This window comes from Labrenzia sp. CP4, from assembly GCF_001579905.1.
GTDB lineage: Bacteria > Pseudomonadota > Alphaproteobacteria > Rhizobiales > Stappiaceae > Roseibium > Roseibium algicola.
In genome coordinates, this window is the sequence record NZ_CP011927.1 from 1363408 (window position 1) to 1387455 (window position 24048).

The window sequence follows — 24048 nt, forward strand, 5'->3', positions numbered from 1 at the left end:
TTGGCAGAGATCGTAATCAGAAACCTTCGGAAGGAATTCGGCGACTTCACCGCCGTGCAGTCGTCTTCCTTCAAGATCGAGGACGGTGAGTTCTTCATGCTGCTCGGTCCGTCCGGCTGCGGCAAGACCACCACCTTGCGCATGATTGCCGGGCTGGAGCTGCCGACGTCAGGCGAGATCTATATCGACGGCGAGGAGGTCGGCCAACGGCCGGCGAGCCAGCGCGATATCGCCTTCGTCTTCCAGATGTTCGCCCTCTACCCGCACATGAATGTGCGCAAGAACATCTCCTATCCGTTGGTCAGCCAGGGCATGCCGAAACATCAGGTTGCCGAGAAGGTGGCGGAAGTTGCCCGCATTCTCGGGATCGAGAAGATCCTCGACCGGCCGGTGGGCGGGCTTTCCGGCGGCGATCGACAGCGTGTCGCGCTCGGCCGGGCCATCGTCCGGGATCCGAAAGCCTTCATGATGGACGAGCCGCTCGGTGCGCTCGATGCGGAGTTCCGCGAGCATATGGCCGAGGAGCTGCGGGCCCTGCATGACCGCATGGGCGCCACCACTGTCTATGTCACCCACGACCAGCTGGAAGCCATGCAGATGGGCGACAAGATCGTGGTCATGAACCATGGCGTCATCGAGCAGTTCGGCACGCCGCAGGATATCTACGACAAGCCGGCAACCATGTTCGTTGCCGACTTCATCGGCTCGCCGCCGATGAACTTCCTGCGCTTTCACGGCGAGGTCCATGCGGGCGCATCTAAGGTGATGATGCATCACGAGGAACTGGACGTGCCGCGGCTGATGGAACCCTTTGAAGGTGACATGGTCTTCGGCATCCGTCCGGAGCACATCACGCTCAACGACAGCGGATCCTACCGGGGTGAGGTTCTGGCCGCCGAATATCTCGGCACCACGCAGATCGTCACGTTGAAGACCGCCTCCGGTGAACTGAAGGCCCGCATTCCCTCAGACCAGCCTGTTCGTGCCGGGGAATTTGTCGGCCTCGAATTCAACGGATCAACGGTGACGCTGTTCGACAATCAGTCGGGGCGGGCGCTGCGGTCGGAACTGAACGAGGGAGTGCTTGCTCATGGCTGAAGTCAGGCTGTCAGGCCTCACCAAGCGGTTCGGCGATACGCTCGCTGTCGATGAGGTGAGCATGAACATCCCCAATGGCGCCTTCGTGACGCTGCTGGGGCCGACAGGGGCCGGGAAGACCACTATCCTGCGTCTGATCGCGGGACTGGAACAGCCGGACGCGGGCGACGTCGTCATCGCGGGGCGGTCGGTGGTTGGCGACACGCCGGCGCAGCGCAACGTCGCCATGGTGTTCCAGCAGTATTCGCTCTATCCGCACATGAGCGTGCGGGAGAACCTGGCATTTCCGCTTCGCTCGCCCTTGCTCAAGACGCCTGCGGACGAGATCGACCGCAAGGTTGCCGAAGTGGCCGAAGTCTTGCGCATTTCGCACAAGCTTGCCAACAAGGCGACCAACCTTTCCGGCGGCGAAATGCAGCGGGTGTCCATCGGCAGGGCTCTGGTGCGCGATCCGTCCATCTATCTCATGGATGAACCGCTTTCCTCGCTCGATGCCAAGCTGCGTTCGGACCTGCGCATCGAGTTGAAACGCATCCAGGAAAGCCTGGGGGCGACGTTGCTTTACGTGACCCATGACCAGATCGAGGCCATGACCATGGCAACGCACGTCGGAGTTCTCGATCATGGCCGCCTGGTGCAATTCGGGTCGCCGCGCGAGATCTACGAGAACCCGGTCAATCTCTATGTCGCCGGGCGTCTCGGCCAGCCACGCATCAACGTGCTGCCGGCCGATCTTTTTGCCGGTGCGCCGAGCGGTGCCAAGACCATCGGCCTGCGCCCGGAGCATATCGCGCAAGGCGAGGGCAAGGTCTCGGAAGTTCGCCGGGTCGAACATCTGGGTGATCAGACCCGGCTGCATCTATCTCTGGATGGACATTCCGTCGTAACGCTGTCAGACAGCCACACCGCCCTGGAACCGGGCGACACTCTCGCCATTCAACCAAGAAATCCGCTTTTCTTCGACGCCAGCGGCGCTCGCATTTCCTGAGGAGACGGGACATGAAGCAATTCATCAATACCAAGGAAACGCTCGTCACCGAAGCGATTGACGGCATGCTGCGCACGGCCGGCGGGCGGCTCGCCCGTCTCGACGGCTATCCGCATATCAAGGTGGTGGTGCGCACCGACTGGGACAAATCCAAGGTGGCGCTGGTCTCCGGCGGCGGCTCTGGGCATGAGCCGAGCCATGCAGGTTTCGTCGGCCAGGGCATGCTGACGGCGGCCGTCTGCGGCGAGGTGTTTGCCTCGCCCTCCGTGGATGCCGTGCTGGCGGGCATTCTGGCCGTCACCGGCAAGGCCGGCTGCCTGCTGATCGTCAAGAACTACACCGGCGACCGGCTGAACTTCGGTCTTGCGGCCGAGCGGGCTCGCTCCTTCGGACTGAAGGTCAACATGGTGATCGTCGATGACGACGTTGCCCTGCCAGACCTGCCGCAGGCACGCGGTGTCGCCGGTACGCTGTTCGTGCACAAGATCGCCGGAGCGCTTGCCGATCAGGGCGCGGATCTGGAAACCATTACCGAGGCGGCGAAGAAAACCATCGGCGGTGCGATCTCGATCGGCATGTCGCTGGACACCTGCACGGTGCCTGGTTCGCCCAAGGAAGACCGGATTGCCCATGGCAAGGCGGAACTCGGGCTTGGCATTCATGGCGAGGCGGGGATCGAGCAGGTTGACTATTCGAATGCCCGTGCCGCCATGGCGATGGTGGTGGACCGGCTTGCACCGAACCTCGCACCCGGACCTCATGTGGCGATCGTGAACAATCTGGGCAGCACGACACCTCTTGAAATGTCGGTGCTTCTGGAAGAGCTCACGGCCTCGCGCATCGGCAGCCAGATCCGCTGGGTCATCGGCCCGGCCGCCATGATGACCTCGCTCGACATGCACGGGTTCTCCGTGTCGCTGCTGCCGGTCGGCAAGACGGAAGAAGCCCTGCTGCAGGCGCCGGTCGCACCCTGGGCGTGGCCCGGTTGTCTGGCGCTTGGCGCTGTGTCGGTGCTGCCGCTGCCGGACGGTCTGACGCCGATCCAGCCGCTGCCGTCCAAGAACCCGGAGACGCGGAAGTTCATCGAACGCTGCTGCGACATCCTGATCGCGGCCGAGGACGATCTCAATGCGCTTGATGCCAAGTCGGGCGACGGCGATACCGGCAGCACGCTTGCCACCGCCGCCCGGGCGCTGGTGAAGGCGCTCGACCGGTTGCCGCTGGCGGATCTCACCCAGCTTTATCGCGCTATCGGTCTGGAACTCAGCCAGACGATGGGCGGGTCTTCCGGTGTCCTGCTGGCGATCTTCTTTGCCGCTGCCGGCGATGCGTCCTCCAGCGGCCGTGGGGCCATTGGAGCGCTGAAAGCGGGTCTTGACCGGATCATGCAGGTGGGCGGCGCCCAGCCGGGTGACCGCACCATGATCGATGCTCTGCTGCCGGCGCTCAACGCTCTGGAAAACGGTGTCGAGGCGGCTGCTGCCGAAGCCCGTCAGGGCGCGGACGCCACGTCGCGGATCACGCGGGCGCGCGCGGGCAGGGCATCCTATGTCTCGGAGGCGAACCTCTCCGGTCACAACGATCCGGGCGCGGAGGCCGTCGCCCGGCTGTTCGAGCAACTGACCCTCTCACCGGCCCTTAACTCCAAGTCCGCGTAGGCCGGCACCTGACCGGCAGGCCGGGCTTCGAGCCCACGGCCTGCCGGTGCTTTCCCTGATTTTCCATTCCATTGAGCCAGCCCCTGGTCGCGTGTCCACGCCAATGGTGTTCCGGCGTTCGGATAACCCGCAAGTCCCGGGACATTGCGATCTCCGGCAGGCTTTCCACAAATTCCCGTTGGCTTGATGCTACCGCCTTGATGCCCTTGCGTTAGGTAAGGTGCCTGTCGTCATGCCGGCTGGCGGGTCTTCCTTTGCAGGAAGTGGCAGGGTTGATGATAAAGACGTTTTCTGTCCATTCTTCTCACGGAAACCCTTGCCTTCGGGATTGATCCATCACAAACTCCGGCAAATTTTACGGGATCTTGTGATGCTTTTGCGGCTGACCAGAATGTATAACTTTCCGATTGGTCGCCTGCATGCAAAGCTCAGGGCGAAGGGAGTGAACCAGGTCGCCAAATAGAGCTTGAAAAAAGTTATGTAATATAACTATTATAGATCATCATCTGATCGGAGGGAGGAATCCGGTCAGGTTTTGAAGTTGATCGAACAGGGAGGAAACCATGATCAACTTGCATAAGCAGTTTGCCAAACTGGCTGTGGCTGCGACTGTCTCCGCAATCGCACTTGGCGGGAGCATGTCGTCCACACTTGCGCAGGAAGTCACGCTGCGCCTGCACCAGTTCCTGCCGGCTCAGGCCAATGTACCCAAGAACGTTCTCGACCCCTGGGCCGACAAGATCGAAGCGGAATCCGGTGGACGCATCAAGATCGAGCGTTATCCGGCCATGCAGCTGGGCGGCAAGCCGCCGGAGCTGATCGATCAGGTCGTCGATGGTGTCGTTGATATCGTCTGGACCGTTGCCGGTTATACCCCGGGCCGCTTCCCGCGCGCAGAAGTGTTCGAGCTTCCGTTCACGATGACGGATGCGGAGACCATGTCCCGCGCCTACTGGAAGCTTGCCGAAGAAACGATGATGGATGAGGACTTCGCGCGCTTCAAGCCGCTGGCCCTCTGGGTTCATGGTCCTGGTGTCATCCACTCCAGCAAGCCGATCGTCGCGCTGTCCGACCTGAACGGCGTCAAGCTGCGTGCACCGACCCGTGTCACCAACAAGCTGTTCTCCAATCTGGGTGCAACGCCGATCGGCATGCCGGTTCCGGCCATTCCGGAAGCTCTCAGCAAGGGTGTTGTCGATGCGACGGTTATTCCGTGGGAAGTCGTCGGCGCGCTGAAGGTGAACGAGCTGGTCAAGAACCATACCGAGTTTCCGGGCAAGGCGCTCTACACCACGTCCTTCATCTTCGGGATGAACAAGGACAAGTACGACAGCCTGCCGGACGACCTGAAGGCCATCATCGACGCAAACTCCGGTGAGGAATTCTCTGCCTTCGCCGGCAAGCAGATGCAGGCCGATGATGCCGGCCCGCGGGCCGCAGCCGTGGAGATGGGCAACAACATCATCACGCTGACGGACGAGCAGGCTGCCGAGTGGGAAGCCGCCGCTCAGGGCACCATCGACGAGTGGTACGCCGAAATGGATGCCAAGGGCATCGACGGCAAGGCGCTGCAGGCCCGTGCCGAAGCGCTGATGGCCAACTGACCGTCATGAAGCAGCCCTCCGGAACCAGGTGTTCCGGAGGGCATCCTTCGACAGGATACACGTAAAATGCTGCTCACTCTGGTGGAGCGTCTCGCGCGCTTCATGGCGATCCTTGGCGGTCTGGTTCTGACAGCGCTGATCGGGCTGACCTGTGTCAGCGTGCTTGGCCGCGGGCTGAACACATTCGGTCATTCTGAATTCATGACCTCGCTGTCCGAAAGCGCCGCCAACGCGCTGATCGCGACCGGTGTCGGTCCGGTTTCCGGCGATTTCGAGCTGGTCGAGGCGGGGATCAGCTTCACCATTTTCGCCTTTCTGCCCATCTGTCAGCTTAAGCGGGGGCACGCCACCGTGGACGTTTTCGCCGGCAGTTTTCCGCGCTGGATGAACCGGTGGCTGGAAGTCGTGTGGGAGGTTCTCCTCAGCTTGCTGATCTTCCTGATCACCTGGCGGCTGTTTGTCGGCATGGAAGACAAGATCCGCTACAACGAAACCACCTTCCTGCTGCAGTTTCCGATCTGGTGGGCCTTCGCGCTCAGCTTTGCCGCCGCCGCTGTTGCCTCCGTCGTCGCGCTCTACTGCGCCGTCGCCAAGGTGCTTGAACTGATCACCGGCCGGCGTTTCACGCCCGATGCCGAGGGAGGGGTCCATTGAGCCTGCTTGAACTCGGCTATCTGTCGTTTCCCGTTCTTCTGCTGCTTATCTTCCTGCGGGCGCCGATCGGCCTTGCCATGATGATTTGCGGTCTGGGTGGTCTCTATCTTGCGACCGGCAGTTCCAACATCATTCTCGCCAAGCTGAAGTCGGAGACCTATTCCACCTTCTCCAGCTACTCGCTGACGATCATTCCGATGTTCCTGCTGATGGGGCAGTTCGCGACCCACTCCGGCATGTCGTCGTCTCTCTTCAAGGCCGCCGAAAGCTGGCTCGGCCACCGCAAGGGCGGTGTTGCCATGGCTGCGGTCGGGGCCTGCGCGGGCTTTGGCGCCATCTGCGGATCGTCACTGGCAACCGCCGCCACCATGAGCCGTGTCGCCCTGCCGGAACTGCGCCGCTACGGCTATTCCGGCGGCTTTTCGACGGCAACGCTGGCCGCCGGCGGCACGCTCGGCATTCTCATTCCGCCGTCGGTCATCCTGGTGATCTATGCCATCCTGACCGAACAGAACATCGCCAAGCTGTTCCTGGCTGCCTTCATTCCGGGCATCCTGGCGGCCATCGGCTACATGATCACCATCTCGATCTATGTCCGCCTCAACCCCGGCTCCGCCGGAACGCGTGAGCCGGTGCCTTATGCGGAGCGCATGCGTGCGCTGATGGATGTCTGGCCTGTGCTGCTGGTCTTCGGTCTCGTGGTCGGCGGCATCTATCTGGGCTGGTTCACCCCGACCGAGGGCGCTGCCGTCGGTGCGGCCGGAACGGGCATCATCGCGCTCATTTCCGGTAACCTGACCTGGAAGGTCTTTGTCGACAGCATGATCCAGACGGCCATGAGCACGGCGATGATTTTCTTCATCGTGCTCGGTGCCGGCTTCTACAACAGCTTCCTGGCACTCAGTCAGTTGCCGCAGGAACTCTCCGGCTGGGTCGTTGGCCAGGGCTTCAGTCCGCTTGTCGTACTGACACTGATCCTGCTGTTCTACCTGGTCTTCGGCTGTCTGATGGACAGCCTGTCGATGATCCTTCTGACCATCCCGATCTTCTTTCCGGTGATCAGCGTGCTCGACTTCGGCATGAGCCCGGAACACGTTGCCATCTGGTTCGGTATCCTGGTGCTGATCGTTGTCGAGGTGGGGCTGATAACACCGCCCGTCGGCATGAACCTTTTCATCATCAACGCGATGGATCGGTCGACGCCGATGAAGGAGACCTACAAGGCGGTTCTCTGGTTCGTGACGTCCGACATAGTCCGCGTGATCCTGTTGGTCCTCTTTCCGTCAATCACCCTGTTCCTTCTGGCTGGCTAACCCAGCCGGAAGGAGTGCGCCCTTTCGGCGTATCAAAATAGGTATGAGATATAACAATGATGACTAAAACCAATTCAGAGGCTGTGCCATGCTGATATCCGGACAAGCGGCTTTCGTGACAGGTGGCGGCAGTGGCCTCGGGGCCGCGACGGCCCGTCATTTTGCGAGCCAGGGCGCGAAAGTTGCGATCCTTGATTTTGATATCGACCGGGCCCGCACTGTGGCGGAAGAAATCGGCGGCTTCGCCGTTCAGGCCGACGTCAGCGACGAGGCAGCCGTAGGGACTGCACTGGACGAAGCGATCGGGTTGCTCGGTGAAACGCCGCGCGTTGTCGTCAATTGCGCCGGCTTCGGCTTTGCCGCGCGCATCGTCGGTAGGGAAGGCAAGCTCTCCTTCGATACGTTTGAAAAGACGCTGAAGGTCAATCTCTTCGGCACGTTCAATGTCATGAGCCATGCCGCAAGACGCCTCATGGACGTGGAGCCGCTGGAAAACGGCGAGCGTGGCGTGATCGTCAATACGGCATCGGTCGCCTTCGAGGACGGCCAGCTGGGCCAGGCTGCCTATTCGGCATCCAAGGGCGGCATTGCCGCCATGTGCCTGCCGGCAGCGCGGGAGTTTGCCCAGCACGGCATCCGCGTGATGGCCATTGCGCCTGGCCTGTTCAGAACGCCGATGATGGAAGGCCTGCCGGAAGAGGTCTCAGCCAAGATCACGGCCAACATTCCGTTCCCGCCACGTCTTGGCGAGCCGGAGGAATTCGCCCTGCTTGCCGGGCACATCGTGACCAACCCGTTCCTGAACGGTACGACCATCCGCTTGGATGGCGCCGTGCGTCTGCCGCCGCGCTGAGGAGACACCGATGACAGAACCGATCCTGAAAATTGAGATTTCCGACAGCGTCGCGACCCTGACCATGAACCGTCCGGACAAGCGCAATGCCATGTGCGACGAGCTGCTTGGGGCCATTGACGGCTTTTTCCTGTCTCCGCCCGCCGAGGTGAAGGCGGTGGTCATCACCGGCACGGCCGGGCATTTCTGCTCCGGCCTTGATCTGTCCGAGCATGTGGCGCGCGACGCGGAAGGAACCATGCGCCATTCGCGCGGCTGGCACCAGGTGATGGACCGGATCCAGTTCGGCGGATTGCCGGTGGTATCCGCCATGTTCGGCGCCGTCATCGGCGGCGGTCTGGAACTGGCCAGTGCCACCCACGTGCGTGTTGCCGAAACCTCTGCGTTCTTCCAGCTGCCGGAAGGCCGCAGGGGCATCTTCGTCGGTGGTGGCGCTTCCGTGCGCGTGGGCCGCATTCTGGGCGCGGACCGGATGACCGAGATGATGCTGACCGGCCGCAAGTACAACGCGGATGAAGGCCTGGCTCTGGGCCTTGCTCATTACACCGTCGGCGAGGGAGAGGCACTGGCCAAGGCACAGGACCTGGCAGGCCGGATCGCTTCCAACGCGCCGCTGTCCAACTACATCATGATCCAGGCGCTGGCGCGCATTGCGGACATGTCAAAGACGGACGGTCTCTTTACCGAGAGCCTGTGCGCCGCGATTACACAGACCAGTCCGGACGCGCTGGAAGGCCTTGCCGCCTTCCTGGAAAAGCGCAATCCGACCTTCAGGTGATCTCATGAGGAAAACCGCGATGGAACCGGAGACCGAGACCGGAATTGTCAACGTCAGCGACAGGACTCTGCGCGCGCTCTACGGCTATCAGATGAAGCGGACGTTCAACGTCATTCAGTCGGACCTGAGCCGCACCCTGAAGCCGTTCGACCTGCGCATGCTGACCTATACCGCCCTTGTGCTGATCGTCGACAACCCGGGCCTGCGACAGTCCCAACTGGCCGAGGCCATGGATATCGAACGGCCCAACCTGGTCGTGATTGTCGACGAACTGGAGCGGCGTGACCTGATCGTCCGGGACCGGTTGCCGAGTGACCGCAGGGCCTATGCGTTGAAGGCGACACTGGCCGGTCGCCGGCTGTGTGAAAAGGCAATCGCCGCGGTCATGGAGCACGAGAAGATGCTGCTCAACGGTATCAGCAAGGACGCGTTGAGTGTCGCCACCAAGGTGATGCAGATGATTGAAAGCAACCGCCAACGGGAAGACTGACATGAAGTTTCGGGAGGAGACGATCATGAAGCGCACCACGGAATTTCTGCGCCACTCGGTCGAGCGGGAAGACCGTCCGGATGGCAGTATTCTGCTGCGGTCCACCTATCCGCTGAGCCCAGTGGTCGAGCGGACGGGAGACTGGCTGCACCAATGGGCGGGGGAAGCTCCGGACAGGGTGTTTCTGGCCGAACGCAGCGGTGCCGGCTGGCGCGAGGAAAGCTATGCGGGCATCCTGGAAAAGGTTCGGGCGATCGGTGCCGCGCTCCTGGCAAGGGGCATGGGGGCAAATACGCCGATCCTGATCATGTCCGGCAACGGCGTCGATCACGGCATTCTTGCGCTTGCTGCCCAGTATGTCGGAGTGCCGGTGGTGCCGGTGGCCGAGCAGTATTCGCTCATTCACGGTGCCCATGGCCGCCTGCGCGAGGCGATCAACCTCATCAAGCCGAAAATGGCCTATGTGGTCGATGCCGACCAATACGGCGAAGCGTTGAACCTTGAAGATCTTGCGTCGGTCGAGATTGTCGCCAGCCGACCGGGAAGCCGGAACGTTACCGCCTTCGCCGACCTTCTGAAGGGAGACGGCAGCGTCGACGTCGACAGTGCTTTCGCGGCGGTCACGCCGGATACGGTCGGCAAGATCCTGATGACCTCCGGCTCGACCTCCAGCCCGAAGGGCGTTCTGACCACCCACCGGATGATGTGCGTGAATCAGGCCCAACTTGCCGACTCCATGCCGTTCCTGCGTAAGCGTCCGCCGGTGATCGTCGACTGGCTGCCCTGGAACCACGTCTTCGGCGGCTCGCATAATTTCAACATGATGCTGGCCAACGGTGGAAGTCTCTACATTGACGACGGCAAGCCGGTGAAGGGCCTGTTCGAACGGACGGTGGAGAACCTGTCGTTGAAGACCGGTACGCTGGTGTTCAACGTGCCGCTTGGCTTCGGCATGCTGCTGAAAGCTCTGGAAGCGGACGCGGATCTGCGTCAGCGCTTCTTCGAGGATCTGGACCTGATCTTCTATGCAGGGGCCTCCCTGCCGCAGGAGGTCTGGTCCGGATTTGAGCGCATGGCGATGGAGGTCAAGGGAGAGGTGCCCTTGATGACGTCTTCCTGGGGACTGACCGAAACAGCGCCCTCGGCCCTGATGCAGCAGGAACCTGCACCCCACTCCGGCATTGTCGGTGTTCCGGTGAGCGGCGTCACCGTCAAGCTTCTACCCGATGCGGACATGCGCTGCGAAGTCCGCGTGAAGGGCCCCAACGTGATGCCCGGCTATCTCAACGATCCTGAAAAGACCGCCGCGGCCTTCGATGAAGAAGGGTTCTTCATCACCGGGGATGCGATGCTGTTTCTTGATCCGGCGGACGCAAACAAGGGCATGCGCTTTGACGGCCGGATATCGGAAGACTTCAAGCTGCAGTCCGGCACCTGGGTGCGGGCGGCGCAGCTGAAGCTGGACATGCTGTCCCGTCTCGCACCGCTTGCCGCAGACCTGATCATCACCGGCGCCGATCGGAACCAGATCGGGGTGATGATCTTCCCGAATGTCGCGGAGCTGACCCGGGAAGGCTTTGACCTCAACGATGATGACGGTGCTTTCCGCTGCAAGCTGCTGCAGGGCGAAATCCACCGCCGGCTTTCGGCGCGCGCCCGCGAGATCAGCGGCAGCTCGACACTGGTGTCCCGCGCCATCGTGCTGTCTCAGCCCGCTTCCATGCCCGAAGGCGAGATGACCGCCAAGGGCAATCTGAACATCCGAAAGGTTCTGGCGCGCCGCGAGGCCCTGCTGGAACGGCTTTACACCGACGATGACCCTGCTGTGGTCACACTCTGATTGAGGAGCGCTTGAAATGGTCGATATCACCAAGGTTCGCGCCATCGACATCCACACTCACGCCGAAGAGCCTTGCGGCTGTCATTCCGACGATGGCTATGACGACTTGCAGGCGACGATGGCGAAATACTTCCGCGCGCCCTGGAGCCATCCGCCGACCGTACCGGAAACGGCAGCCCATTACCGGGAACAGAACATTGCGGCGGTAATCTTTCCGGTCGATGCCGAGCGCGAGACCGGCTACCGCCGCTACAAGAATGAGGAAGTGGCGGAACTTGCCGCCGAAAACGACGATGTGCTGATCCCCTTCGCCTCCATCGATCCGCACAAGGGCAAGATGGGTGCGCGCGAGGCGCGGCGCCTGATGAGGGATTTCGGCATCAAGGGTTTCAAGTTCCACCCGACGATGCAGGGTTTTTACCCCAACGACCGCATGGCCTACGAACTTTACGAAGCCATTGCGGAAGAAGGCTCCATCGCGCTCTTCCACACCGGCCAGACGGGCGTCGGCAGCGGCATGCGCGGTGGCAACGGCATGCGGCTGAAATACTCCAACCCGATGTATATGGACGATGTCGCGGTCGATTTTCCCGACATGAAGATCATCCTCGCGCATCCTTCCTTTCCCTGGCAGGAGGAAGCCCTGGCGGTCGCCCAGCACAAGCCGAATGTCTATATCGACCTCTCAGGTTGGTCGCCGAAGTATTTCCCGGAAATCCTGGTGAAATACTGCAATTCGATCCTGAAGAAGAAGGTGCTGTTCGGCTCCGACTGGCCGATGATCACGCCGGAGCGCTGGTTGGCGGATTTCGAGAAGATCGCCATCAAGGACGAGCTGCGGCCGGACATCATCAAGGGCAATGCGGCAAGGCTGCTGGGGCTGGCATGATCACTCCGCAGCTCTCCCATTTCTGCGACCTTGAGGTCGAACTTGGCCCTGTCCGGGAACTAGGCCAGGGCAGGGCGGGTGCGCGGCGGATCATCCCGATTGTCGGTGGCCGGGTGACAGGTCAGGTGTCCGGAACGGTGCTGGACATGGGCGCTGACTGGCAGACGATCCTGGCGGACGGTTCGGCCGACATCGACACCCGCTACGCCTTCGAGACAGACGACGGCGCGGTGATCGAGATCATCAACAAGGGTGTTCGCCATGGTCCGCCGGACGTCCTGCAAGCACTTGCCCGCGGCGAGGATATCGACCCGACGCTCTATTACTTCCGCACGGCGGCGCGGCTGGAGACCGGAGACCCGCGTTACGACTGGGTCAACAATACTCTCTTCGTCGGCACCGGCCGGCGACTTGCCTCCGCCGTGCTTGTGTCCTTGTTTCGGGTGTGGTGAGGGCAGGAGTGAAGTTGTGATGTCCGGGCTCTCGAAACATTCCGAAACAAAGTCCTCGATAACCGATCTCCTCATCCTGAGGAGGACCTTCGGGTCCGTCTCGAAGGATGGGCCGCTTGCGCTGGAGTTTGCCGCCCATCCTTCGAGACGGGCTGGCGCCCTCCTCAGGATGAGGGGGAATTTGCAGCAACTGCTGTATCGCCGTTCCTTTGAAAGCCCGTAACCGATGAAACCCTTCACCGCACCGCTTGACGATATCCTGTTCTGCCTGACCCATGTTGCCGGGGCAGCCGATCTGCCGGACTTCGATGCGGATCTTGCCGCCGAGATCGGCGGTCATTTTGCTGCCTTTGCAGAAGAGCAGTTGGCCCCGTTGAACGAACCGGGCGACAGCCAGGGTTGCCGGCTGGTGGAGGGGCGGGTGCGCATGCCGGACGGGTTCCGCGAAGCCTATGCCGCTTATGCGGAGCAGGGCTGGCCGGGATTGACGATCCCGGAACAGCTTGGCGGACAGGGGCTTGATGCCGGCGTACTTGCGATCACCTCGGAAATCTTCACCGGCGCCAACCACAGTCTGCAGATGGTGACGAGCCTTGCCGCGGGTGCCGCCCGCACCCTGCTGGCCTTTGGCACGGAAGATCAGCAGGCGCGCGTGATCCCGCAATTTGCCTCCGGCGAGGCCCTTGCCACCATGTGCCTGACCGAACCGGACGCGGGGTCCGATCTTTCCCGCATCCGTTGCCGGGCGGTGCAGGCTGGTGATGGCTGGTCAATCAGCGGCGAGAAGATCTTCATCTCCGGCGGCGATCAGGACATGAGCGAGAAGATCCATCATCTGGTGCTGGCCCGCACGTCAGACGATGGCGTGAAGGGCCTGTCGCTGTTTCTGTGCCCGTGCACCCGCGCGGACGGCAGCCGCAACGCGGTGACCGTGACACGCATCGAGGAAAAGATGGGTCTGCATGCTTCGCCCACCTGCCAGCTTGCTTTCGACGGCGCCGTCGCCGAACTGGTTGGCCGGGAAGGCGAAGGCCTGAAGGCGATGTTCACGATGATGAACCATGCCCGCGTGGATGTGGCCTTGCAGGGTGTTGCCCATGCCGCCCGCGCTGCGGATATCGCCAGCACCTATGCGGCGGAACGCAAGCAGGGCCGGGATGCCGCGGGCAAGCCGGTGACGCTGGATGGTCATGCCGACGTACGTCGCATGCTGGACGAGATCGATGCCCTTGCCCTTGGCGGACGAGCAATCGCGCACCTTGCGCTCGTCACGGTCGAAACAGGCGAGAACGGGGCGCTAGCGGAATTCCTGACACCGATCGCCAAGGCTTACTGCACGCAAGCCGGCATGCAGGCAACGGAGCTTGGCATGCAGGTGCTCGGCGGGTACGGCTATCTGAAGGAATACGTCCTGGAACAGTGCTACCGGGATGTGCGGATTACCGCGATTTATGAAGGTGCCAACGCCATTCATGAAAGAGCACTGGTCACGCGTCTGTTGCCGGGCAAGGAAAGCGAGGCATTCGAGAAATTCCTGCGGGCCGAATGTCTGCGGAACGACAAGATTTACCCGCAACTGGGCGAGGTTGTCGCCAACTGGTGCCGGGTGAGGGATCGGGTGTTGCAGAGCGAGGACCCGACAGCCCTTGCCCATGATTTCATGCAACTGACGAGCAAGACGCTGTTGAAGGTCCTGTGGGCACGCATGGCGGAGAAGGCTGACCTCCATCCGGACCCTGAGCGGATCAGGCGGCTTGCAGGGAAAGTGCTTGAAAGGCCGGAACTGGCGCGGAGCGCCTGAGCCTGCACAGTAGCGAAATTCTGTTCCTCAAGGGGCAACGGACACGACCCCCTTGGGCAGCAATATCTCGCGAAAAAGGCCGGGGATGAGGTTCTCTCTCGTTCTGCTTTTGCACGCCGGTCTGTTCCCGAAACCTTTTCAATGTCCGCAGCTTCGCGCAAAGTAGCCCAAACCGATCACGCCGGGACGTTTCATGCATCCGCTCAATCTCGATCAGCTGAGGGCCTTTCTGGCCGTTGTCCGTCATGGCGGCGTCAACAAGGCCGCGGGAAGTTTGAACCTGACGCAGCCGGCGGTGACAACGCGGATCAAGAGGCTTGAGGAAGCCCTGGGGACCGAGCTGTTTGAACGCTCTCCCGGCAGGCTGAAGCTGACCAAGCGCGGCGAGCTGCTTCAGACATTTGCCGAGCAGTTCGAGCGGCTGTCGGACAAGGTCGAGGAGACGGTGGTCTCCCGTGAGGGCATCGATCGGCATCTGCGCATCGGTGCATCCGAAACCATCGCACAGTGCTGGCTGCCGGATCTGGTTGCCGCGCTGCGGGCCGACTTTCCCAATCTGATCGTGGAAATCAATGTCGATATTTCTGTGAACCTGCGGGCTGGCCTGCTCGACCGGGAAATCGATCTGGCCCTGTTGCTGGGGCCGATTTCGGAGTATTCGGTCGACAATATCGAGCTGCCCGGTTTCGACCTCGGCTGGTACGTGGCGGCGGACAGTCCGGCCGAGGGCGCGCATGCCGAGGCGCTTTTGCGGGAAAAACCCGTGATTACCTACGCCCGGCATACGCGGCCTTACCGCGAGCTGAAAACGCTGTTGTTCGAACGGGTTGCACCGGACGTGCAGATGTTCCCGTCGTCGTCTCTGTCTGCCTGTTTCAGGCTGGTGGAAGCAGGGCTCGGGGTCGCGGCACTGCCGAGGGCGCTGGCACGGCCCTATGTCGAGGGAGGAAGCATCGTCGAGTTCAATCCGGGATGGGTACCGGATGCCCTGAGGTTTTCGGCGAGCTATCTCGGTGACCCGCGCAGCCACATCGTCGCGGCTGCTGCGAAGAAGGCGCTGGAGGTTGCGGTCGCTTACTCTGGATATAAAAATCATTTATAAGATCTGCTAAAATCATTCAATTTGAGTTTATAACTGCAATGCGGGAGCCTTTCTCCAATGGAGGAGAGCCCCGGTGCTGCAATCTTATGAAACCCTTCGACAGGAAAACATCGAGACGCTTCGGGCGCAGATAAGGTCCGGCAGCTATCGCTCGCATACGGCGGGGCTGGGCAAGAACCTGCTTCAGGCAAACCTGGCGATCATTCCGGAAGCCTTTGCGCTGGATTTCATGCGCTTCTGCCAGCGCAATCCGAAACCCTGTCCGTTGATCGGTGCTTCGGACACGGGAAATCCCCTCCTGTTCACCCTGGGACACTACCTCGATATTCGTACCGACGTCCCCGCCTACAACATCTATCGCGATGGCCGGCTGGAAGGCTCGGTGACGGACATAAGCGCCTTGTGGTCAGACGATCTCGTGGCCTTTGCGCTCGGCTGTTCCTTCACTTTCGAACATGCGCTGATCGAGGCGGGGATCGACCTCTGGCACATTTCAAACAATGTCACCGTGCCGATGTACCGCTCGAACATGGAAACGACACCGGCCGGGCCGTTCCGCGGTGCAATGGTGGTTTCCATGCGGATGATCCCGGATGAGCGGGTGCGGGACGCGGTTGCCATTTCGGCGCGCTTTCCGCTGGCGCACGGATCACCGGTCCATATTGGCGATCCAGCGGCCATCGGTATTTCCGATCTCGGCAATCCGGACTGGGGCGATGCGGTGCCGGTGGAGGCCGGTTTCACGCCCGTCTTCTGGGCTTGCGGAGTGACGCCGCAAGCCATCATCCAGAACGCTGCCCTGCCGCTGCTGATTACCCATAAACCGGGACACATGCTGATCACGGACATCCCGGATGACGCTGAAATACCAATCATAACAAAAAAGAAGCTGTAAGCTCGAACCTTCACGGAGTGGACACATGAAAAAGATTCTGACTTTCCTCATGGCCAGTGCCGCCATGTCCTCGGCCGCCGCCGCGGAAGATCTGTCTGTCGTCGGCAGCTGGTCCAGCCTGCCGCTGCATCAGGACTATGAAGCGCCGTTCTGGCAGACCGCCTTGCCTGAGGCATCCGGCGGCACCATCAACACAACCGTCACCACTCACAACCAGATGAACCTCGGCGTTGGCGAAGTGTTCCGCCTGCTTGGCCAGGGTGTTTTCGACGTCGGCATGACGGTGGGAGATTATGCAGTTGCCGATGCACCGGAACTGGAAGGCCTCGATGTGCCGCTGGTGGCCATGTCTGCCGACAAGGCTCATGCCGCGGTCGATGCTGCCCGGCCGATGGTCGAGGAGATCTTCGAAAAACGCTTCAATTCCAAGGTGCTTGCGATTGCGCCCTATCCGCCGCAGGTGGTGTTCTGCAACGCCGAAGTGGGTTCGCTGGACGACCTGAAGGGCAAGAAGATCCGCGCATCCGGCCGCATGACGGCCAAGTTCCTGGAAGCGCTTGGCGCAGAAGGCATTACGGTTGCCTTTTCAGAGGTGCCGGGCGCGCTGCAGAAGGGCGTCGTCGATTGTGCGGTGACCGGGGCAGGCTCGGGCTATAGCGCCGGTTGGTGGGAAGTCAGCACGCATCTTCTGCCGATTCCCCTTGGCGGCTGGGACCCGGTGGTGACGGCGATCAATCTCGACAAGTGGAACGCTCTGTCCGGCGAGACCCGGGCTTTGATCGAAAAGGAAATTGCCGAGAAGTTCGAAGCCCCCGCCTGGGCATCGGCAGAAGGTGCGCTTGCGAATGACATCGCCTGCCTGACAGGCAAGGGTGAATGCGCCTCGGGCGACGTGCGGGACATGGTTCTTGTCGAAGCCAGCGACGGTGACATCGAGCGCGCACGCCAGATCCTGGAAACGGATGTTCTGCCGGAATGGGCAGAGCGGGCCGGCGGTGACTGGGCTGCGCGCTGGAACGACAGCGTCGGCACCGTCGTCGGTGTGCAGATCAAGACCAACTAAGCCCGGGAGACATCGAGGTGGCGGAGAAACTCCTGTCAATCCTGTCGAGGATCAACCGGGCGATAGCGATTTCGGTCGGCGTTGTGTTCCTCACCTGTGCAGGTCTTGTTCTGATTGATATCTGTCTCCGCCGTGTCGGTGCCTCCTTCGGCGGCACCGACGAAATCTCCGGCTACGTGATGGCCATCGGAACGGCCTGGGGCATGGCTTTCGGATTGAGCGAACTTTCGCATATCCGGATCGATTTCCTGCGCCGTTCGGTCGGTCTGCCAAAATGGCGGGCGGTGCTGGATCTTCTGTCGATCTTTGCCCTGTCCTCGACCGTCTCGATCGTCGCGCTGAAGTGCTGGCCGGTGGTGGAGACGACACTGCGCAATTCCTCAAGGGCGAACACACCCCTGGAAACTCCGCTCGCGCTGGTGCAATTGCCCTGGTTTGCCGGGTGGGTGTGGTTCGCGGTCACCGCATGGCTGACCTTTGTCGCCGGTGTGCTGCTGGTCCTGCGCGGTGAATTTGCAAAATCCGAGCAGGCGATCGGTGCCTTTCCGGAAGGGGAGACAGCCTGATGCTTTCCTTCGTTTCCGTAGGCCTTTTTGGGCTCCTCAGCCTTTCCATTCCCGTCGGCATCGTGCTGTTCCTGCTGGGGTTCGGCATCGACCAGTTCTTCAGTGCCTTTCCGTTGACACGCGGCCTCGGGTCGATGGTCTGGTCGACGTCGGAAAATGCGGCGCTGATCGCCATTCCGTTCTTTGTGCTGCTGGGCGAGATCCTGGTGCGCACCGGCATTGCCGCACGCACCTACTCGGCGCTCGACCGCTGGGTCTCCTGGCTGCCAGGCGGGCTGGTGCATGCCAATGTGGCAACCGCCACCATGTTCTCGGCCACGTCCGGTTCGTCTGTGGCAACGGCTGCCACGGTGGCGACGGTGGCCATGCCGCAGGCTGATCGGCTGGGCTATGACCAGAAGCTCTTTTCCGGTGCGATCGCCGCCGGGGGTACGCTCGGCATCATGATCCCGCCGTCGATCAACCTGATCGTCTACGGTTTTCTGACACAGACCTCGATCCCGCAGCTTTTTCTGGCAGGGCTTCTGCCCGGCATCCTGCTGGCGATGGCCTTTCTGGCAGTGACCGCGCTTGTTTGCCTGGTCAATCCGAAGCTCGGCGGGGCACGGCGGACGTTCCCCTTGCGGGAAATGGCACTCGGGCTCGCGGATCTACTGCCGATCATTCTTCTGTTCAGTGCCATCATCGGCTCGATCTACAAGGGCTGGGCGACACCAACCGAAGCCGCCTCTGTCGGGGTTGCCGGAGCGCTGGCAATTGCCGCGCTTTTCGGTGGGCTCAACACACGCATGATCGGCGAAGCGCTGATCGGTACCGTGCGGGTCACGGCGATGATCATGCTGGTGGTTATCGGGGCGTCGTTTCTCAACTTTACGCTTTCGGCCGCCGGCCTGTCGCAGGAATTGCGCGGCTTTCTGGAGGGGCTCGGCTTCGGTCCCCTGCAGACGCTGCTGGTGATCGTCGCGATGTATATCGTGCTTGGTTTCTTCATCGAGACCCTGTCGCTGATGGTCATCACCATTCCCATCGTTGTGCCGATCGTCATCAGCCTGGGCTATGATCCGGTCTGGTTCGGCATCCTGATGATCGTGCTGATCGAGATGGCGCTGATCACACCGCCGGTGGGGCTCAATCTCTTCGTCGTCCAGAGTGCGCGGCGCGGCGGATCCATTGCCGAGGTGATGCTGGGAGCCATTCCCTATGTGTTGGCGATGCTGGCCATGGTCGCGGCGCTGATCGCCCTGCCGCAGATTGCGCTTTATCTGCCGATGGCCATGCGCTGAGGGGACAAGAGCAGAATTATTTTGGAACTGACAGACCGGGCAGACGTTTCCACCGTGATGAAGGCGGACCGGAGCAATCCGGAGGCCACATACACGAAGGAGACATTGATGACACGGTTTACCAAACTCGCCCTGACCCTGACGGGAGCCACGCTTCTTGCGACCCCTGTGATGGCCCAGGACAAGCCTGCTGGCGTTGAAGTTGGCAAACTGACATGCGTTGTCGAGCAGGAAACCAATTTCATCGTCGGTTCCAAGGCCGTCATGAACTGCACCTTCGACCGGGTGGGTGGCGGCCCTGCCAGCTACTACACGGCGACCGTAAGCGAGTACGGGCTTGATATCGGGACCACCGACTCGGCCACGCTGATATGGGGCGTCGTTGCACCGACTGCCGACCTGGAGGTGGGCGCTCTTGAAGGTGAATATGCCGGCGTGACCGCAGGTGCGAGCCTTGGTGCGGGTATCAAGGCCAATGCCCTTATTGGCGGCTTCGACAAGTCGATTGCGCTGAATCCGCTCAGTGTGGAAAGCCAGACGGGCACGAACATCACGGTTGGTGTCAGTCGGATGTCACTGGAAGCGATCAAGTGAACACAGTGACATAACGTCAAGAAGGGTCGGCTTTGCCGGCCCTTTTTGCATTTCCGGACGCAGATTTGGCTGAAAAGAGTGCGGCACGTCCGACGACAATGAGAACTGGAGGGATACCTGGATGGCGACAGGTCAGTCGGAGACAATCAAGGAAGTTCTTACAAACTGGGAAGACGAAATTGAAAAGGAAGGCCGCGCCGATGTCGGCTCGCTGTTGAATGCTTCTGGCAGCCGTGCGGCGGGCCCCCTTCTGTTTCTGCCGGCCCTTGTGATGATATCTCCCATCGGGGCCATACCAGGTGTGCCGATTGTTCTCACAACATTGACGCTTCTGGTGGCGGGACAGCTTGTGCTTGGCAGAACCTCGATCTGGTTACCGTCTTTCGTGCGCAATCGCGGTTTTCCCAAGCAGAAGGTGAAGTCGATCATCGACAAGCTCACCCCCTATGCCGAACGCGCCGACCGTTACCTCGGGCAACGCCTGGCCATGTTCGCCGGCGAAACCGCGAGCCGGATCGTCGCGGCGTTTTGCATCTTTCTGTCTCTTCTTGTCTATCCCGCCACCCTGCTGCCCTTTGCTGTCGCCTTGCCCGGCTCGGCAATACTTCTCCTGAGCCTCGGGTTGCTGGTGCGCGATGGCGTCGTGACGCTGGTGGGGCTGATGGTGGCCTTGGCAGCGGTCGCCATTGTCGTTTACTGGCTTGCCTGAGAGCTTCTCGTGACGACCTTGTCCATGAGTTCGCCCCGAAACCGGGAGGCCTCCTCGTGACGGACAACGGGGGGAGCGCGGATCAGGGCGGGCCGATGATCCGTTCACGGAACGAAAACAGCGCCAATGCGAGCCAGTTTTCCCGTGTCTTTCTGCCTTGAAGACAACCCATGCGCCATGAAGCCAGCTCCTCCTCGCAGGGAGAGCCACGACCTCTGGTTACGCAAAAAAACGGGCCGCCGAAGCGACCCGTTTCCTTGGTGTCTTTCAGACAGCCGTTCAGCCTTTCAGCAGAACCGCATCCGGATTGGCCTTGTAGGTGGCAGGCTCATAGGTCTGCGCATTTTCAAGCTGTTCCTTGGTGAAAGGGGCGGTGACCAGAAGGTCGCCGTTTTCCGTTTCGAACATCTTCAGGCTGTTGAAGGCAACGGCAACCGGCTTTGCGTTGAAGCCAAGGAAACCGCCGACATCGATGACAACTGCCTGGGCCTTGCCGTCCTTGCCGATCAGGACCTCGGCGACTTCACCGATGTTTGTGTCCTGGTTGGTGTAGACCGTTGAATCGATCAGCTCGTCCGTGGATACGCTGGCTGCATCGACCTCGGTCTTTTCTTCAGTCCAGCCGGTGGACATGGCTTCATCCAGCTGCTGCCTTGCGGGGTCGATGGCCTCCTTGCGCACGGTCTCATAGGTGGACCTGGCGTTTTCGGTGACCTTGTCCATTTGCTCACGCGCACCTTCCGTCGTCATCCAGTAGGGGATGTAATCCGGGCGCTCATAGGCGGTTGCCGCTTCCAGTTCCTGGCGCGAGACGTCACTGACGACGATGAGTCGCTTGTCCTCACCGGCCACGAAGTTGAGGCGGGCGAAATCGAGGGCGACTTCCTTTTCGCCGATGCCGAGGAAACCGCCGACACCGACAATCACCGCATGCACGGAGCCATCGCGGCCGAAGACCACGTCGTTGATGTCGCCGATTTCTTCCCCTTCGGCATTTCTGCTGGTCACCACAGGCTTGCCGACCATGTTGGTGGCGAGAATGCCGGTGGTCGTATCCGGTGCAAGGGTGTGGAGTTCGAATTCGTATACGCCGGTGTCATCACTTGCACCGGCCTGACCGCCGTCTTTCATCGCAGAGGTCTCACCGGCAACAGCCGCCGTTGAAATGGCAGCTACGATTGCGGTGGTGGCGAGTAGATGGCGAAGCATTTCAGCATCTCCCTTTCGTGTTCTGAAAAGTTGAAAGTGCAGTAGGTAAATGGTTGAACTTTCGGGAAGTTCCGGGAGAAGGCGTCACGGCTGCGCCTGGGGGGCGTTGAGCCGTGACGCGAAAAATCAGGCGAGTTTGCCTGCGCTTTTCGGACCGGCCAGCAGCCAGACAATGAAGCCGACGACCGGGAAAATCAGGATCCCGAGAACCCAAAGCAACTTTGCCCCGGTGGAGGAGCCGCTTCCGAGGACCTGAATGATCGCGTAGACGTCCAGGATGAGGATCAACAGGCCGACAATTCCATATTCCATGACAGATCTCCGATGCTGGTGACTGTGACGGAAACGGCCGGGCGCGAAGAAGGTTCCCTGCGGTGGTCTTGAAGTTTCCGAGATAATTTTCAAAAATATTTGGAACGATTTCGAAAACGAGGCGTTTCATCTCCGTATCTCAAATATCGGAGGTTGCTATGCTTTCCTGGGCATTGTTGTTCTTGGTGGTTGCTATTGTTGCAGCCGTACTTGGTTTTGGCGGTATTGCCGGTACTGCGGTTTCTATTGCCAAACTGATCTTCTTTGTCGCCATTGCGCTGTTCCTGATTTCGGCAGTCGCACATGCCATCAGAGGCCGCAGGGTCTGACACGAGAACAAAACGGGCGCTTCGGCGCCCTTTTTTGTGCCTTCCCCAACAGGCATTCAGGCGACGTCAAACGCCTGACAAGACAACGCTTTCCTCGTTCAATGACATAGGTGATTCAGTCGCCTTGCCGGTATCCGGTGGCTAGCGGGCTTCGGCCTGAATGCGCAGCGTATTGCGGGCAGTCCAGAGCCGGCGGGCGATTTGGTGTCTGTCCGGTCTGCTCTCGATCGAGAAAACGGCATCCTGGGCTATATTGAACAGCTGCCTCGAGACAAGGTGCAGGTGCTCCTTGCGGCAGACCAGGGACGCCTTTTCCAAAGCGCAAATGAGGTGGTCGAGTACCAGGATGTTGCCTCTTGACGCCTGCCTGAGCGGACTGATCGCCGTGTCCAGGAGATCGTGCACTTCCAGGATCGTCAACCACAGGCGAGGGGTCTCGTCGTCATCGGTAATGAGCGAGCTGGGAGCGCCGCGCTGCAGGATCCGCGCGGCGGAGGCCGACAGGTGATCGATCGCGCTGATCGCGGTGTAGCTGTCGTTGACCCCAGGCGAGAGCGCACGCAGCGCGATCTCCACCATCAGGTGCACCGAAAACTGGATATCCCCTTCTGGAGCTCGGGCCTTTTCGATCTTGAAGGTACCGTTCAAGGGTTTCAGATCAGGGTCTTGGGCCTCCGTGCGCACCTTTGCGATCGGCATGCCTTCGATGACGTAGGTTCCGGGAATGACGGACACTTCGATGAAACCGTCGAGAGACTTCGCGATGTCTATCAGCCGTTCGCTGTCGATGAAGGTGATGTAGCCGCTGCGCGCGGCTTTGAAGGTGCAGACCGGCAGGTCGGGTATCTCCTCGCGGTCATTCGGCTTTTCACGCGGTTCGTGCGCCAGAAGCTCGTCGATCGAGGATCGCAACGCTGCATGAATGCGGCCGATTTCGGCGTCGACCCGGATACGGCCGGCAACGTCGTTGACGAAATAGACCAGCCAGAAAAAGCTGCTGGAGGCGAGGATTATCGAGAGGATGACGGAAAACCGGAGATCCTTGGTGTCATCGACACCGAAAAGGACAAGCATGGAATAAAGGAAGGTCGCGCCCAGAAGGCCGATGGTAATCTGGGTGGTTCTGTTGCTGGCGAAGGTTTCCAGCAGGCGGGCCGAAATATTGCCTGCGGCGAGTGTGAATACGACCAGCGTCAGCGAATACACAAGGCTGATGACCGACATCATCGCGCCGGCAATGGTCGACAGGACCGAGCGGGCACCATCGATGCTGATGGAGCTGTAGCCGAAAAAGTCGAAGACACCGGTCAGGAGTTGCAGATCATCGATCAGGAAGGCTGCGAATGCGAGGACAGCCCCCAGAAGTGTTATGCAGACGGGGATGAACAGAAAGCCCTTGGCCAGACGGACGAGGGCTTGTTCGCGGGCGTTTTCCCGATAGGCCAGATCCATTCCCGTTCCCCCTCAAACCGGCAGGGTTCCATCGTCGATGGAACCCTGCCGGTCATTGTTAGCTGTCGTGCACCAACCGACTTGCCCGATCACACCGGATGCAGTGCGCCGGCCTG

The 24048-nt window shown here is 60.9% G+C and carries 24 protein-coding genes; 21 read left to right on the forward strand and 3 right to left on the reverse strand.

Going from position 1 to position 24048, the window contains the following annotated elements:
* From ACP90_RS06280 to ACP90_RS06380, 20 genes are all read left to right on the forward strand, one after another.
* Complete coding sequence (locus tag ACP90_RS06280; RefSeq protein ID WP_055656157.1) at nucleotides 1-1098, forward strand: ABC transporter ATP-binding protein; 1098 nt, start codon at nucleotides 1-3, stop codon at nucleotides 1096-1098.
* On the forward strand, nucleotides 1091-2086 hold the full coding sequence (locus ACP90_RS06285; protein WP_023003185.1) for an ABC transporter ATP-binding protein: 996 nt from the start codon (nucleotides 1091-1093) through the stop codon (nucleotides 2084-2086). The genes ACP90_RS06280 and ACP90_RS06285 overlap by 8 nt, the downstream gene beginning before the upstream one ends.
* A gap of 11 nt (nucleotides 2087-2097) precedes the next feature.
* Complete coding sequence (locus tag ACP90_RS06290; protein ID WP_062487387.1) at nucleotides 2098-3744, forward strand: dihydroxyacetone kinase subunit DhaK; 1647 nt, start codon at nucleotides 2098-2100, stop codon at nucleotides 3742-3744.
* Between the two features lie 563 nt (nucleotides 3745-4307).
* Nucleotides 4308-5348: a TRAP transporter substrate-binding protein gene (locus tag ACP90_RS06295; protein ID WP_023003188.1), complete on the forward strand. Its 1041-nt coding sequence runs from the start codon at nucleotides 4308-4310 to the stop codon at nucleotides 5346-5348.
* 66 nt (nucleotides 5349-5414) lie between these two features.
* Nucleotides 5415-6002 carry a TRAP transporter small permease gene (locus ACP90_RS06300; RefSeq protein WP_062487389.1) on the forward strand — a complete coding sequence of 196 codons (588 nt, stop codon included), beginning with the start codon at nucleotides 5415-5417 and terminating at the stop codon, nucleotides 6000-6002.
* Nucleotides 5999-7315 (forward strand): TRAP transporter large permease, encoded by a 1317-nt coding sequence (locus ACP90_RS06305; RefSeq protein ID WP_023003190.1) that lies wholly within the window; start codon nucleotides 5999-6001, stop codon nucleotides 7313-7315. Before ACP90_RS06300 ends, ACP90_RS06305 begins: the two co-directional genes overlap by 4 nt.
* 88 nt (nucleotides 7316-7403) lie before the next feature.
* Entirely contained in the window at nucleotides 7404-8168 is a 765-nt protein-coding gene (locus ACP90_RS06310) for an SDR family NAD(P)-dependent oxidoreductase (protein WP_062487391.1), read from the forward strand.
* A 10-nt stretch (nucleotides 8169-8178) separates the two neighbouring features.
* On the forward strand, nucleotides 8179-8946 hold the full coding sequence (locus ACP90_RS06315) for a crotonase/enoyl-CoA hydratase family protein (RefSeq protein ID WP_055656770.1): 768 nt from the start codon (nucleotides 8179-8181) through the stop codon (nucleotides 8944-8946).
* A 19-nt stretch (nucleotides 8947-8965) separates the two neighbouring features.
* On the forward strand, nucleotides 8966-9436 hold the full coding sequence (locus ACP90_RS06320; RefSeq protein WP_208993474.1) for a MarR family transcriptional regulator: 471 nt from the start codon (nucleotides 8966-8968) through the stop codon (nucleotides 9434-9436).
* Nucleotides 9437-9461: 25 nt separating this feature from the next.
* Nucleotides 9462-11276 (forward strand): feruloyl-CoA synthase, encoded by a 1815-nt coding sequence (locus ACP90_RS06325; protein ID WP_031270373.1) that lies wholly within the window; start codon nucleotides 9462-9464, stop codon nucleotides 11274-11276.
* 16 nt (nucleotides 11277-11292) lie between these two features.
* A complete protein-coding gene (locus ACP90_RS06330; protein WP_023003195.1) occupies nucleotides 11293-12165 on the forward strand; it encodes an amidohydrolase family protein in 873 nt (290 codons plus the stop codon).
* Nucleotides 12162-12617 (forward strand): DUF3237 domain-containing protein, encoded by a 456-nt coding sequence (locus tag ACP90_RS06335; protein ID WP_062487395.1) that lies wholly within the window; start codon nucleotides 12162-12164, stop codon nucleotides 12615-12617. The genes ACP90_RS06330 and ACP90_RS06335 overlap by 4 nt, the downstream gene beginning before the upstream one ends.
* 226 nt (nucleotides 12618-12843) lie before the next feature.
* Nucleotides 12844-14418, forward strand: a complete 1575-nt coding sequence (locus ACP90_RS06345) for an acyl-CoA dehydrogenase family protein (protein ID WP_062487399.1) — start codon at nucleotides 12844-12846, stop codon at nucleotides 14416-14418.
* A 193-nt stretch (nucleotides 14419-14611) separates the two neighbouring features.
* On the forward strand, nucleotides 14612-15520 hold the full coding sequence (locus tag ACP90_RS06350) for a LysR family transcriptional regulator (protein ID WP_062487400.1): 909 nt from the start codon (nucleotides 14612-14614) through the stop codon (nucleotides 15518-15520).
* Nucleotides 15521-15593: 73 nt separating this feature from the next.
* The gene (locus ACP90_RS06355; protein ID WP_062487402.1) at nucleotides 15594-16415 is read left to right on the forward strand and encodes a putative hydro-lyase; all 822 of its coding nucleotides are present in this window, start codon (nucleotides 15594-15596) and stop codon (nucleotides 16413-16415) included.
* A gap of 25 nt (nucleotides 16416-16440) precedes the next feature.
* Complete coding sequence (locus ACP90_RS06360; RefSeq protein WP_062487403.1) at nucleotides 16441-17478, forward strand: TRAP transporter substrate-binding protein; 1038 nt, start codon at nucleotides 16441-16443, stop codon at nucleotides 17476-17478.
* Nucleotides 17479-17495: 17 nt separating this feature from the next.
* Nucleotides 17496-18044 (forward strand): TRAP transporter small permease subunit, encoded by a 549-nt coding sequence (locus ACP90_RS06365; RefSeq protein WP_062487406.1) that lies wholly within the window; start codon nucleotides 17496-17498, stop codon nucleotides 18042-18044.
* Entirely contained in the window at nucleotides 18044-19327 is a 1284-nt protein-coding gene (locus tag ACP90_RS06370) for a TRAP transporter large permease (protein ID WP_062487408.1), read from the forward strand. The genes ACP90_RS06365 and ACP90_RS06370 overlap by 1 nt, the downstream gene beginning before the upstream one ends.
* Before the next feature lie 108 nt (nucleotides 19328-19435).
* Nucleotides 19436-19921 (forward strand): DUF992 domain-containing protein, encoded by a 486-nt coding sequence (locus ACP90_RS06375; protein WP_208993475.1) that lies wholly within the window; start codon nucleotides 19436-19438, stop codon nucleotides 19919-19921.
* Nucleotides 19922-20042: 121 nt separating this feature from the next.
* Entirely contained in the window at nucleotides 20043-20630 is a 588-nt protein-coding gene (locus tag ACP90_RS06380; protein ID WP_062487411.1) for an exopolysaccharide biosynthesis protein, read from the forward strand.
* Between the two features lie 279 nt (nucleotides 20631-20909).
* Here ACP90_RS06380 and ACP90_RS06385 read toward each other — a convergent pair whose 3' ends face one another.
* Together ACP90_RS06385 and ACP90_RS06390 are read right to left on the reverse strand one after the other, a co-directional pair.
* Entirely contained in the window at nucleotides 20910-21839 is a 930-nt protein-coding gene (locus ACP90_RS06385; protein WP_062487413.1) for a PRC-barrel domain-containing protein, read from the reverse strand.
* A gap of 126 nt (nucleotides 21840-21965) precedes the next feature.
* Nucleotides 21966-22151: a PLD nuclease N-terminal domain-containing protein gene (locus tag ACP90_RS06390; protein WP_023003206.1), complete on the reverse strand. Its 186-nt coding sequence runs from the start codon at nucleotides 22149-22151 to the stop codon at nucleotides 21966-21968.
* A gap of 158 nt (nucleotides 22152-22309) precedes the next feature.
* Between ACP90_RS06390 and ACP90_RS27895 the strand changes: the two genes are divergently transcribed.
* On the forward strand, nucleotides 22310-22480 hold the full coding sequence (locus tag ACP90_RS27895; RefSeq protein ID WP_023003207.1) for a DUF1328 domain-containing protein: 171 nt from the start codon (nucleotides 22310-22312) through the stop codon (nucleotides 22478-22480).
* 141 nt (nucleotides 22481-22621) lie between these two features.
* Here the strand turns inward: ACP90_RS27895 and ACP90_RS06395 are convergent, their stop codons facing one another.
* Nucleotides 22622-23932 (reverse strand): DUF2254 domain-containing protein, encoded by a 1311-nt coding sequence (locus ACP90_RS06395; protein ID WP_062487415.1) that lies wholly within the window; start codon nucleotides 23930-23932, stop codon nucleotides 22622-22624.
* Nucleotides 23933-24048: the final 116 nt, after the last annotated feature.